Here is a 12,604-nt window from a genome sequence, read left to right on the forward strand (position 1 = left end):
GGAGGCCTGCAGTGAAGGCAGTACCGGGCGCGCTGCGGGAGGGGCTGCTCTGCACCCTGTTCTGCTTCGCGCTGAGCATCGCCGCGCTGCCCTCTGCCGATGCAGCCGAACAGGCCGGCACCCTGGAGGTCCATGTGGGTTCAGGCCCACTCGCACCGGCCCTGCAGCAATGGGCGCGCCAGAGTGGCATCGCCCTGCTGTTCGATGCGCGTGAACTGGATGGCCTGCGCACGGCCGGCACCCATGGCCAACGCGATGCGGCCGCAGCCCTGAAGGAACTGGTCGCCGGCATGCCAGTGACCATCCTGCGCACGCCTGCCGGTGGATTCGTCGTCCGCCGCACCCGGCCAGCTCCGCCATCGCCCCCGCCGGTCGCGACGCGTGCGATGCCCGCGGTACCGTCGCCGGGCGAGGTGCCCGAGACGCCACCGCAGGTGGAGCTGGCGCCGATCCATGTCACCGGCAGCCGGCTGCCGCGCACCTCCGTGCAGACCACGCTGCCGGTGACCATCATCGACCGCGATGACATCCTGCGCAGCGGTTACGGCAGCCTGTTCGACCTGCTGCGGCACTTGCCGGGCATGAACGGCCACCCGGCGATGAGCACCTCGCGCAGTGGCGATTCGCAGTACCTGCCGGTGGGTGCGGCCACCACCACCAGCCTGGACGGCATGGGTCCGCGTGCGACCTTGTTCCTGGTCAATGGCCGGCGCCTGCCACGCTATCCGATGGTGTCGCTGGAACAGGGCGGGCTCACCGACCTGGGGGGCATCCCGCTCAGCTTCGTCGAGCGCATCGAACTGGTGCGTGGCGGTGCGTCGGCCATCTATGGTGCCGACGCGATGTCCGGCGTGGTCAACATCATCCTGCGTGACCAGGCCGATGGCCCTGAAGCCATGCTGCAGACCGGCCTGAGCGGGCGCGGCGACGCCGGCCAGTATCGCCTGCAGGCGGCCACCGGTGGCGTGCGCGACGGAGGGGACCGCTGGTTCGCTGGCGTCGACCTGCATCGCATCGACCACGTGGCCGGCGATCGCCGCGAATGGCATGCGGAAACCTCGCAGTACCTGATCGGCGCATTCCGCGATGGACGCTACTGGCCGGCAAAGCGCTGCGAAGGGCCATTGAAACGGCGCGATGGTGCCTGCTGGTTTGACAGCGCACGCCCGCGTTCGCTGCAACCGGCCTCGGACACCGCCTCGGCCTACCTGCGCTATCGGCATGAGCGCGGCGAAGGTCGCTACGCCTACGCCGAGGCGCGGGCCAGCCACAACCGGCAACGCTTCGACCTCGGCCCGACCGCCGTAGCCATCGGGCTTTATGGGTTCACCTTCAACAGCGTGCTGCGCGAAGCCGGCAACGTGCGTCCGCACGTACGTGCCACCGATGCCGACGTCACCTTCGGCATGGGCCGCGACCAGGGCCGCCGCAGCTGGGATGCCGGCATCAGCGCACAGCGCAGCGATGTCACCCTGACGACGTCCGGCACCGTGCGCGCCCAACCACTGCTGCGCGCTGCCGAGACGCTGGATTTCCTGCCCGGCTTCACCTCGTTGCCGGCAGAGACCGCCGCGCAGTTGTTCCCGTCGATCCGCAACCGCGGGCGCACCGAGCAGTGGCAGGGCTGGTGGGGCATGCAGCGCGAGTTGATGCCATTGGCCGGCGGTGCTGCACAAGTGGCCACCGGCATCGACCTGCGCCAGGAACGCTGGACGTCGCATCCCGACGCGCTGCTGAGCCAGGGCGACCTGGCGCTGGGCCTGCCACAGGAACAACGCCACCTGTCACGCCGCAGTGGCGGTGCCTACGCCGAACTCGGCCTGCCATTGGCGCGCACGCTGCGCATGGACCTGGCAGCACGCTGGGACCGCGATGGCGATTACCAGGCTTTCTCGCCCCGCGTGGGCGTACGCTGGAGCCCGATGCCGCAGTGGTCATTCCTGCTTGCCACCGGGCGCGGCTACCGGGCCCCCAGCCTGTTCGAGCAACGGCGGCCGCCGGGCTATTTCGGCGCGATCGAACTACCCGCCTCCAGCGCACTGCCCAACTGCGCGCAGAGCAACGGCAACGGACGCTGCAGCGTAACCGTGGACGTGGTGGAGAACGATGCGCTGAAAGCGGAGCGGTCGCGCAGCCATTCCCTGGGTGCGACCTGGACACCGACCGATGCGTTTTCACTGTCGCTGACCCACAACATCGTCGAACTGCGCAACGAGATCCTGGCCCTGCAACCGGCCGACGCAGTGTGGAATTCAAGCACGTGGGAGTTGGACGAGGACGGCAACCTGCACAACCTGCGCCTGTCCTTCGACAACATCGGCCGCACCACGTCGCGCAACCTTGTTCTGCGCGGGGAGTACCACATCGACACCGGCAGCACCGGCCAGTGGCTGTTCTCCGTCGATGCCTTGAAACAGCAGGAACTACGCCGCGAGCGTGGCCACGAAGCGACGGTGGACCTGCGTGGCCATGTCACGCCAGCGATGGCCGCCGTGCTCAATGTGCAGTGGCAGAACAGCAACTGGGACATCGCCCTGCGCGGCAACCAGGTTGGGCGCACGCGTGCCTGGCTGCCCGGTGCGGAATGCCCGGAGGAACAGCGCGAGCAGAACCATTGCATGAATCCGCGGCAGCTGCGCTGGAACCTGCACCTGGCAAGGCGGCTGGGGCCGCGCGTGGTCGCCGCGCTGGACGTGCACAACGTGCTCGACACGCAACCGGTGAACTACCTGGTCGGCAATGGCGGCCAGATGCCGGGGCTGGACGATCCACTTGGCCGCTACTTCCTGCTGACCCTGCAGATCCGCTGAGCGTAGTACCCTACGCGCCCTGTTCCATCGGTCCCCCACCACCCCATGAAGGCCTATCTCTGGTTCTGGGGCGCGTTCCTGCTGTTCTTCGCGTTGCCCTTCCCCTGCATCCTCTACTTCGGCACGTCGTGGCCGGTGCCACTGGCCGACCGCAGCGCGCCATGGCTGGCCCTGCTGCTGCTCGCCCTGTCGCTGGCCCTGTGGCTCGCGTTGCTGCTCGCCTTCCTGCACTACCTGCTGCTGGGCCCGCCGCGCGCGCTGCATCGGGTGCGCACCATCCTGGCCGACGGTGAGCCGCGTGATGCGTTGATCGAACAGGCCGAGCAGACCGGCGTGCACGTGCGCGGCTTCGCGCAGTGGAGACTGAAGCTTGGCTTCCAGAACCTGTCCGGCACGCCGATCAACGAACAGATGCTGGTGGTGGACAGCAAACCGCAGCTGCAGCGTTTCGTGGCCGGCCAGCGCATCGAGGTTCGCCTGAGCCGGACGCCGGGTGCGTTCCCCAATGTGGTGCTGGAGGGCGCCCAGCCCGAACTTGATGTCGCCAGCCTCTGGCGCCGCGGCGCCGGCGCGGTCATCGGCATCGTCGTGGTTGCCAGCGCCTACGTGCTCGCCTATCGGCTGCAGAGCGAGGGCCTGGGCTGGACGTTCATGTCCTTCGGCCACCCACTGCTGGTGTGCCCGCTGGTGTTGTGCGGCTACGCCCTGGGCCTGCGCGTCCTGGGGCGCCTGCTGCAGGCCGATGCACGCGGAGACGCGCTGAAGTACCGCGGCATCGGCGTGGATGCGAAGGTGCTGAAGCTGCGCCAGACCGGCACCTACCTCAACGAGCAGCCGCAGGTGGAGTTCCAGCTGGAGTACACCGACCGCGAAGGTGGCATACAGCAGGTGAGCGTGCGCCGCTTCATCCCGTTGATCGAGCTTGCCAATCTTCCACGCGAGCAGGTCACGCTGCTGTACGACCCGGAAGATCGCGGCAGCGTGCGCCTGGAGGGTATATGAAGCAGCCACCCTCGACCCTGCTGGTGTTCTCCGTGGTACTGCTGTTGCTGGCCGGCGTCGCCGTTGCCGGCGGGGCACTGCAGACCCTTGCCGAAACGATGGGCCATTCGGTGCAGGATGACCGCGCAACCACGCCGATCACCACGCCCCCACCGCGCGAGCGGCCTGCTTCGCTCGCACCGATTCCCGAACCGCGGTCGATGCCGATGCCCGAACGCAGCAACCGCTTGTTCGATGCGGACTACCTGTTGGCCGCCCGCCAGGCACTGGAACAGATGCCAGCCCTGGCCGGGCACCGGTTGATGGTGTTCCACAGCATCCACTTCTACGACGACGGCCGCATCAATCTGGACCTGGTCGATCCGCAGCAACCCACGCACGTGGACAGCTACCACTTCGAGCGCGGCCAGTGGCGCAAGGGCGGGCCGGTCGATCCGCAGCGCTTCGCGCCCACCATCACACTGCGCCGCAGCAGCACGGCGCTGGCCAACATCGATTTCGAGGCGGTGCCACGCGTGGCCCAGGCGCTGCAGGCACAGCGGAACGCGTTGATGGGCACGCCGGGTAACGTCGGCCACGTCTATGTGATCGTGCGCAAGGGCGGCAGGCTGGTGTGGCTGCCGGACGAGGTCGCCGGCGATCGCCAGTCCGCACGACTCTCGTTCGACGCACAGGGTCGTTCCGGCAACGCAAGCCTCCGATAGTCAACGCAAAAAGGGGACGGAGGGGATTAAGTCGCAAGTGCCTTGGTGCGGTCTGCGACTTAATCCCCTCCGTCCCCTTTTTCTATTTCACCGAACGGGCGATGGCGTACTGCGCACCGTAATAGGTGGACAGCACCAGCAGGCTGGCCAGTGGCAGGCCGCCGGCGAAGCGGTCCCAGGCCAGCAGCGAATCGCTGGCCACGAACAGCAGCGCACCGGCGGCCGCCCAGCGCGCACTGCTGGCTTCCACCGCACCGGGCCGTTGCCGGTGCCACTGGCGTGCCAATGCCAACACCGCCATCGAGGCCAGCACCACCACGTACGCCAGCACCGGCATACGCATCGGTGCGGGCAGGTGCGGCCACAGGCCAAGTACATTGAGCACAGCGAACGCGCCGAGCAGGACGCTGACGGCGAGCAGGCCACGTCCGGCACGCAGGCCATCGCGGAACGCGACGATGTAGCAGAGGTGCGCCAGCAGGAACGCGATCAGCCCCGGTACGAACGCATCCATCGGCAGCATCAGCGCGATGTCGCCCACGCACGACAGCAACATGCCAGCCAGCACCGCGCGCCGGTAGGACGGCTGCGCGGGATCGTGCACGCGCCAGGCGATGGCAGCGATCAGCAGCGTGGTCACCGGCTTGGCCAGCCAGTGCAGCCAGCGCCCGTCGCCATGCAGGAACGCACCGACGATGGCGAGGATCGCCATCAACAGGATCACGCCATCGCGGGCGCGCGGTTTCATCGCGCCTTCCACAGGTCCGCCAGGCGGTCAGGCTTGCCGGCGATACGCTCCAGCACCGGATACTGCAGGCCACCGTGGTAGTCGATGTTCATCGTCTCGATGCGGTCGAACTGCTTCACCAGCAAGACGATCGGCGCCTTGTCCTTGGCCGCCGTCGTCACCGCATCCTTCAAGCGCTGGCTGCTGTACTCGCGCCCGCCAACCGCAATCACCTTCATGCCGGGTGCAAGACCGGCGTTGAACGCCGGGCTGTCCCAGATCACGTCGCCGACCACGCCGCTGTCGAGCACGGTCGCGCCCAGCGAATAGGCCAGCAGTGCGGCCTTGGCACGCTTTTCCTGCGCCTTGTAGGCGTCGTTCGGGGTATCGCGGTAGACCAGCTTCCAGCCCGCCAGTTCCAGCCCCCCGGTCAACGAACCGTGGCCGTCCAGGCGCCCGCGCAGGAACGTCGTCCAGTCGTAGGGCGCGATGCCGTTCAAGGTCGCCACCACGTCGTCGAAGGTGTAGGGGTTGACGTCCCAGTCACCGTTGCCAACCCCGAAGAAGGCGCGCGCGAAGTCATCCAGGCTGCGGCGGTTGCCGCTCAGTTCGCGCAGCTTGCCCTCCACTTCCAGCCACAGCATCTGGCCACCGGAGTAATAGTCTTCGCTCATCTGGTAGTTGCGGTACGGCAACGTCCGGCGCTGGGCGATGGTCGGGTCGTTGGTGGTGTCCTGCAACGGGCGCCAGGCCAGGCCCGGGCGGCCGCGATCATAGGTCGCGGCTACATTGGCCAGCATGTCGCGCGCCTGCGCCGTCGACCACAGCCCCGAGCGTGCCGCCAGCACCTGTCCCCAGAACTGGGTCTGGCCTTCGTAGACCCACAGCAGGCTGTCGCCCATCGGCGTGTTGAAGTTGGCGGTTGCCAGGTCAGCGCCACGCCGGTACTTGCCGTTCCAGGAATGGGTGTACTCGTGCGGTAGCAGATCGCGCATCCAGGCGTTGTCGTCCCACTCGGTGAAGTAACCCGGATCGGCACTGTTCTCGCTGGAACGGTGATGCTCCAGGCCGATGCCACCGAGACGATCGGTCAATGCCAGCAGGAATTCATAGTGGTTGTAGTGGCGGGCGCCATAGAGCTTGTCGGCCTGCTGCACCAGCGCGCGGTGCATCGTGATCTGCGCCTCGCTCGGCTTCAGCGACTTGGCCTCGTCGGCAAACACATTGAGGTGCACCGGCACCTTCGCGCCCGGATCGAGATCGATGCGCTGGTAGTGCTCGCCGGCAAACAACGGCGAATCGACCAGGTGGTCATAGGAGATCGGCTTGAACACCACGGTATCGCCGTCGCGGCGCGCGGTTTCCAGCGCAGTGGCAAACGACCAGCCCTTGGGTAGGATCACGCTGGCCTGCGCCTGCAGGTCGCGTGCATCGACGCCGGCCGGATACAGCGAGTTGGCATTCCACTGCAGGTTGAGCATCTCCGGGGTCATCACCACCCGGCCCTGGCTGCCGCCCTGCGAGGACAGGAAGTCGAAGTGGGCGACGATCTCGCTGACGCCCTCGGGCACGTCTACCTTGAATGCATAGACGTTGTACTGGTCGCGCTGCCAGGCCAACGGCTTGCCGTTGGCGGTCACGCGCAGGCCGGCCAGCTTGTCGATCGGGCCGGTGGGCGAATGGTTGCCGGGAATCCACTGCGGGTACAGCAGGGTCATCGGACCGGGTTTGACCGGTACGGTGGCGGTCACCTTGAAGATGCGGCGAGCGAGATCGCGCGCATCCACATCGATGCGCAGCAGGCCGGGCGCCGTGGCGTTGGCCGGCGGCGAAATCTGCGCCAGTGCAGGCGAAGCAGCCAGCGCGAACAGCACGGACATCACCAGGGCTCGGGTCTTCATCGGGCAGCATCCAACAGCGGAGAATCCTCCGATGCTAGGCCTGTAAAGTGCCCTGCCCCATGGCCAAAGGTCATGGGCGGGCCGGCCATCCGCGCATGACAAAAAGCGTGCGAACCAAGGTTCGCACCCACCAGAGCAGTTTCAGTAGATCCACGCCATGCGTGGATGAGGCGCTTCCCGGTCAGTCGACCAGGCGCAGACGCAGTTCCTTCGGCAGCGCGAACACCATCGATTCCGGTTCGCCTTCCAGCTCGCCCACGCCGGTTGCACCCAGCTCGGCCAGGCGCGCCAGCACGCCATCGACCAGTACCTGCGGCGCCGAGGCGCCAGCGGTCACGCCGATGTGCTGCTTGCCCACCACCCACGCCGGGTCGATCTCGTGCGCACCGTCGATCAGGTACGACTCCACACCTTCACGGCGGGCCAGTTCGCTCAGACGGTTCGAGTTGGAGCTGTTCGGCGAACCGACCACCAGCACCAGGTCGCAGCGCTTGGCCAGGTCGCGCACGGCGTCCTGGCGGTTCTGCGTGGCGTAGCAGATGTCGTCGTTCTTCGGGCCCTGCATCGCCGGGAAACGCTCGCGCAGCGCATCGATGATGCCGCGCGTATCGTCCACCGACAGCGTCGTCTGGGTGGTGTAGGCGAAGTTGTCCGGCTGGTTGATGTGCAGCGTGGCAACCTGCTCGACATCCTCGACCAGGTAGATCTGGCCGGTACCGGCTTCGCGGTTCCACTGGCCCATGGTGCCTTCCACTTCCGGGTGACCGGCATGGCCGATCAGCACCACGTCACGGCCGGCACGGCAGTGGCGGGCGACTTCGAAGTGGACCTTGGTCACCAGCGGGCAGGTCGCGTCGAACACCTTCAGGCCACGGCGCTCGGCTTCCTGGCGCACGGCCTGGGAGACGCCATGCGCGCTGAAGATCACCGTGTTGTTGTCCGGAACCTCGTCGAGCTCTTCGACGAAGATCGCGCCGCGCTGCTTCAGGTCGTCGACCACGAAGCGGTTGTGCACCACTTCATGGCGGACGTAGATGGGCGCGCCCAGCGTTTCGATCGCGCGCTTGACGATCTCGATCGCACGATCGACACCGGCACAGAAACCACGCGGGTTGGCGAGCAGCACATCCATCAGTTCAATCTCCCGGCAGCGGCCGGCTTACGGTTTCGGGTTGGCATTATCCGCCTTTTTGGCAGACTTGCCGTCGAACAGGCCAAACAGGGCGATGCCGATGGCACCCACCACGATGGCCGAGTCGGCGATGTTGAACGAGGGCCAGGTATAGCTGCCCACGTACCACTGGATGAAATCAACCACGTGACCGTGCACCTGGCGGTCGATCACATTGCCGATGGCGCCGCCGATGATCAGTGCATACGGAACTGCGGCCTTCCAGTTGCCGCGGGCGGTGCCGCGCAGCCACCAGGCCATCAGGCCGCTGATGGCGATCGCCAGCGCGGTGAAGAAGTACTTCTGCCAACCACCGGCGTCACTCAGGAAACTGAACGCCGCACCGGTGTTGTAGGTGCGGTACCAGTTCCAGAAGCCGTCGATGACCACCACCGGCTGGAACTCCGGCAGGCTCGACAGCACCCAGGCCTTGGACCACTGGTCCAGGCCGATGATGGCGGCCGACAGCAGCAGCCAGACCAGGGCGTTCGGATGCGGACGGGACGCGGCCATCAGAACCAGCTCCGCACTTCACCGGCACCGGTGATGTTGCTCACGCAGCGGCCGCACAGTTCCGGATGGTCGGCGTTGCTGCCGACATCGGCGCGATGGTGCCAGCAGCGCACGCACTTGGTCTTGGTGGTCGGCTGGGCGCTGACGAACACCTCGTCGGTGGTCGCCGGCCGCACCTGCACGTCGCCGCTGATGAACAGGAAGCGCAGTTCATCGGCCAGCGGCTGCCACTTCGCGGCCTGCTCTTCGCTGGCGGCGATGGTGATTTCCGCTTCCAGCGCGGCACCGATCGCGCCGTTGGCACGCATCGGCTCGAGCACCTTGGCCACCTGCTCGCGCACGGCCAGCAGCTGGTCGAAATCGGCGGCGTTGAGCTGGGCATCGGCCGGCAGCGGCGCCAGGCCGTCGTACCAGGTGGTGAACAGCACATGGCCGGCACGTTCGCCCGGCAGGTAACCCCACAGCTCGTCGGCGGTGAAGGTCAGGATCGGCGCCACCCAGCGGGTGAACGCTTCAGCGATGTGGTACATCGCGCTCTGCGCCGAACGGCGACCGTGTGAATCGGTCGGCATGGTGTACAGGCGGTCCTTGGTCACGTCCAGGTACAGCGAGCCCAGATCCACGCTGCAGAAGTTCAGCAGCAGCTGCACGATCTCGGCCATGTTGTAGCCGTCGTAGGCCGCCTTGATCTTCTCCTGCAGCTCCCAGGCGCGATGCACGATCCAGCGGTCCAGCGCGACCATCTGCCCGAGCGGCTGCAGGTGCTGGGCCGGATCGAAACCATCCAGGTTGCCGAGCAGGAAGCGTGCGGTGTTGCGCAGGCGGCGGTAAGCGTCAGCATTGCGCTTCAGGATCTCCTGCGAAAGCGACATCTCGTTGCTGTAGTCGGCCGAGGCGATCCACAGGCGCAGGATGTCCGCGCCCAGCTTGTTCATGATGTCCTGCGGCTCGATGCCGTTGCCCAGCGACTTGGACATCTTGCGGCCGTGCTCATCCACGGTGAAGCCGTGGGTGAGGCACTGCTTGTACGGCGCGCGCTTGTCGATCGCCACGCCGGTCAGCAGCGAGGACTGGAACCAGCCGCGGTGCTGGTCGGAGCCTTCCAGGTACAGGTCGGCCGGCTTGCCGAAGCCACGCGCGGCGAGCACGCCTTCGTGGGTCACGCCCGAATCGAACCAGACGTCGAGGATGTCGGTGACTTTCTCGTAGTCGGCCGCTTCGGCGCCGAGCAGTTCGGCGGCGTCCAGCGAGTACCACACATCGATGCCCTCGGCTTCGACGCGGTCGGCGACCTGCTGCATCAGTTCCACCGAGCGCGGGTGGATCTCGCCGGTCTGGCGATGGGTGAACAGTGCGATCGGTACGCCCCAGGTGCGCTGGCGCGAGATGGTCCAGTCCGGGCGACCGTCGACCATGCTCTGGATGCGCGCCTTGCCCCAGGTCGGGAACCAGCCGACAGTGTCGATCGCAGCCAGCGCATCACGGCGCAGGTTGGCCTTGTCCATCGAGATGAACCACTGCGGAGTGGCGCGGAACACCACTGGTGTCTTGTGGCGCCAGCAGTGCGGATAGCTGTGGCGGATCGGGTGGAAGGCCAGCAGCGAACCATTGTCGCGCAGCACGCCGACGATGGCCTCCTGCGCCTTCCACAGGTGCTGGCCGGCCAGCACCACCTCACCGGCCGGCGGGGTCGATTCCAGGTACACGCCACGGCCGTCGATCGGGGTCACCTGCCCGGCGTTGTACTTGTCCAGCAGGCCGTACTTCTGGCTGACCACGAAGTCTTCCTGGCCGTGACCAGGGGCGGTGTGCACCGCACCGGTACCGTCCTCGTCGGAGACGTGGTCGCCGTTGAGCAGCGGGATGTCGCGCTCCGGATAGAACGGATGCGCCAGCAGCTGGTTCTCCAGCGCCGCACCGGTGGTTTCACCGTGCAGCACCACGCTCTCGACGCCGTAGCGCTGCAGCGCGCGCTCGGCCAGCGCGGCGGCCAGCACCAGCCAACGGCGCTTGCCGTTGTGCGCCGGGCCTTCGGCCAGCACATAGTTGATCTCCGCGCCCAGCGACACCGCCAGCGAGGCCGGCAGCGTCCACGGGGTGGTGGTCCAGATCGGCACGGCCACTTCGACGTCGGCCGGCACGCTCACGCCGAACGCCTTGCCGATGGCCTGGGCATCGCGCGCGGCGTAGGCCACGTCGATCGCCGGCGATTCCTTTTCCTGGTACTCGATCTCCGCCTCGGCCAGTGCCGAGCCACAGTCGAAGCACCAGTACACCGGCTTGGCGCCACGCACCAGGTGACCGTTGGCGACGACCTTGGCCAGCGCACGGATCTCATTGGCTTCGAAGTCGAAACTCAGGGTCTTGTACGGGTTCTCCCAATCGCCGGTCACGCCCAGGCGCTTGAAGTCCACGCGCTGGATGTTGATCTGCTCTTCGGCGAACTCGCGGCACTTCTGCCGGAATTCAACCGCATCGAGCTTGGTGCCGACCTTGCCCCACTTCTTCTCGACCGCGATCTCGATCGGCAGGCCATGGCAGTCCCAGCCCGGCACATAGGGCGCATCGAAGCCGGCCAGGTAGCGCGACTTGACGATGATGTCCTTCAGGATCTTGTTGACCGCATGGCCCAGGTGGATGCGGCCGTTGGCGTAGGGCGGGCCGTCGTGCAGCACGAACAGCGGGCGGCCGGCGGCGTTGTCACGCAGCTGCTGGTAGAGCCCCTGCGCTTCCCACTGCGCCAGAATGCCCGGCTCGCGCTTGGGCAGGTCGCCGCGCATCGGGAATTCGGTGGCTGGCAGGTTCAGGGTGGTCTTGTAGTCCTGGCTCACGCAGTGGCTCGCAATCTATGTTCGGAAAGGAGGGCGCGCGCCTGTTCGGCGTCGCGGTGCATCTGGTCGGTCAGTGCCGCCAGATCATTGAATTTCTCTTCGTCGCGCAGCTTGGCGACAAACTCCACGTCGATGTGGCGCCCGTACAGGTCGCCCTGGAAATCGAACAGGTGGGCTTCCAGCAGCGGCTCCACGCCCTCCACCGTCGGCCGAGTGCCGAAGCTGGACACCGACGGCCACGGCTGGTCGAACACGCCGTGCACCCAGGTTGCGTAGATGCCCGACAGCGCCGGGGTCTTCGGGAAGCGCAGGTTGGCGGTGGGGAAGCCCAGCGTACGGCCAAGCTGGCGACCGCGCACCACGCGCCCGCTGATCGCATACGGGCGACCGAGCAGGTCGTTGGCGCGGGCGAAATCGCCCCCCTGCAGCAGCTGGCGGATGCGGGTGCTGGAGATGCGCTCGCCATGCAGGTCCACCGCTTCAATCTCGCCGGCGCTGAAGCCCAGTTCGGCGCCCATCTCCTGCAGCAGTGCCAGATCACCGCGGCGGCGGTTGCCGAAGCAGAACTCCGGCCCGATCCAGACTTCGCGGGCGCCCAGCCGGTGCACCAGCAACCGGCGCACGAAGGTCTCGGCCGGCATCGCCGCCATCGCCGCATCGAAGCGCAGCAGGCCGACCGCATCGACACCGAGCTCGCGCAGGATCTCGACCTTGCTGCGCGCCAGGGTCAGCCGCGGCGGCGGCGTGCCCTGGGCGAAGAATTCACGCGGCAGCGGCTCGAATGCCACGGCCACTGCGGCCACGCCCAAGGCGCGCGCGCGGGCGACCGCGTGGCGGACCAGCGCACGATGGCCCAGGTGGAGGCCGTCGAATGCACCGATACAGACCACGCTTCCGTTGGGGAACAGCTCCCCGCCCTCGACGCTTCTGAACAGCCTGCTCATC

9 protein-coding genes are annotated in these 12,604 nt (G+C 67.1%); 3 read left to right on the forward strand and 6 right to left on the reverse strand.

The genetic code is table 11. From position 1 onward, the window contains the following. Window positions 1–11 precede the first annotated feature (11 nt). The 3 genes from AC5P74_RS14465 to AC5P74_RS14475 are packed head-to-tail and all read left to right on the forward strand — an operon-like array spanning window position 12 to window position 4,516. The gene (locus AC5P74_RS14465; protein WP_346607478.1) at window positions 12–2,810 is read left to right on the forward strand and encodes a TonB-dependent receptor plug domain-containing protein; all 2,799 of its coding nucleotides are present in this window, start codon (window positions 12–14) and stop codon (window positions 2,808–2,810) included. 45 nt (window positions 2,811–2,855) lie between these two features. Then, a complete protein-coding gene (locus tag AC5P74_RS14470; protein ID WP_346607477.1) occupies window positions 2,856–3,812 on the forward strand; it encodes a hypothetical protein in 957 nt (318 codons plus the stop codon). Next, complete coding sequence (locus tag AC5P74_RS14475; protein ID WP_346607476.1) at window positions 3,809–4,516, forward strand: hypothetical protein; 708 nt, start codon at window positions 3,809–3,811, stop codon at window positions 4,514–4,516. The genes AC5P74_RS14470 and AC5P74_RS14475 overlap by 4 nt, the downstream gene beginning before the upstream one ends. A gap of 82 nt (window positions 4,517–4,598) precedes the next feature. On the opposite strand, the gene AC5P74_RS14480 is transcribed toward AC5P74_RS14475, so the two are convergent. The 6 genes from AC5P74_RS14480 to AC5P74_RS14505 form a co-directional block, all read right to left on the reverse strand. Then, on the reverse strand, window positions 4,599–5,264 hold the full coding sequence (locus AC5P74_RS14480) for a lysoplasmalogenase (protein ID WP_346607475.1): 666 nt from the start codon (window positions 5,262–5,264) through the stop codon (window positions 4,599–4,601). Further along, entirely contained in the window at window positions 5,261–7,144 is a 1,884-nt protein-coding gene (locus tag AC5P74_RS14485) for a M61 family metallopeptidase (protein WP_346607474.1), read from the reverse strand. The genes AC5P74_RS14480 and AC5P74_RS14485 overlap by 4 nt, the downstream gene beginning before the upstream one ends. 181 nt (window positions 7,145–7,325) lie before the next feature. Continuing rightward, on the reverse strand, window positions 7,326–8,276 hold the full coding sequence (ispH, locus tag AC5P74_RS14490; protein WP_005415710.1) for a 4-hydroxy-3-methylbut-2-enyl diphosphate reductase: 951 nt from the start codon (window positions 8,274–8,276) through the stop codon (window positions 7,326–7,328). A gap of 27 nt (window positions 8,277–8,303) precedes the next feature. Next, a complete protein-coding gene (lspA, locus tag AC5P74_RS14495; protein WP_005415709.1) occupies window positions 8,304–8,828 on the reverse strand; it encodes a signal peptidase II in 525 nt (174 codons plus the stop codon). Beyond that, window positions 8,828–11,659, reverse strand: coding sequence for an isoleucine--tRNA ligase (gene ileS / locus AC5P74_RS14500; protein ID WP_495204991.1), 2,832 nt, complete (start codon window positions 11,657–11,659; stop codon window positions 8,828–8,830). Before ileS ends, lspA begins: the two co-directional genes overlap by 1 nt. Beyond that, window positions 11,656–12,603: a bifunctional riboflavin kinase/FAD synthetase gene (locus AC5P74_RS14505; RefSeq protein ID WP_005415707.1), complete on the reverse strand. Its 948-nt coding sequence runs from the start codon at window positions 12,601–12,603 to the stop codon at window positions 11,656–11,658. The genes ileS and AC5P74_RS14505 overlap by 4 nt, the downstream gene beginning before the upstream one ends. Window position 12,604: the final 1 nt, after the last annotated feature.

The sequence above is a fragment of the Stenotrophomonas sp. YJH_SMC_94-11 genome (assembly GCF_059370435.1).

Bases quoted from the DNA above. Each gene is read 5' to 3' on its own strand.
- AC5P74_RS14470 (WP_346607477.1), top strand. From the start codon at position 2,856: ATGAAGGCCTATCTCTGGTTCTGGGGCGCGTTCCTGCTGTTCTTCGCG.
- AC5P74_RS14475 (WP_346607476.1), top strand. From the start codon at position 3,809: ATGAAGCAGCCACCCTCGACCCTGCTGGTGTTCTCCGTGGTACTGCTG.
- AC5P74_RS14480 (WP_346607475.1), bottom strand. From the start codon at position 5,264: ATGAAACCGCGCGCCCGCGATGGCGTGATCCTGTTGATGGCGATCCTC.
- AC5P74_RS14485 (WP_346607474.1), bottom strand. From the start codon at position 7,144: ATGAAGACCCGAGCCCTGGTGATGTCCGTGCTGTTCGCGCTGGCTGCT.
- ispH (WP_005415710.1), bottom strand. From the start codon at position 8,276: ATGGATGTGCTGCTCGCCAACCCGCGTGGTTTCTGTGCCGGTGTCGAT.
- lspA (WP_005415709.1), bottom strand. From the start codon at position 8,828: ATGGCCGCGTCCCGTCCGCATCCGAACGCCCTGGTCTGGCTGCTGCTG.
- AC5P74_RS14505 (WP_005415707.1), bottom strand. From the start codon at position 12,603: ATGAGCAGGCTGTTCAGAAGCGTCGAGGGCGGGGAGCTGTTCCCCAAC.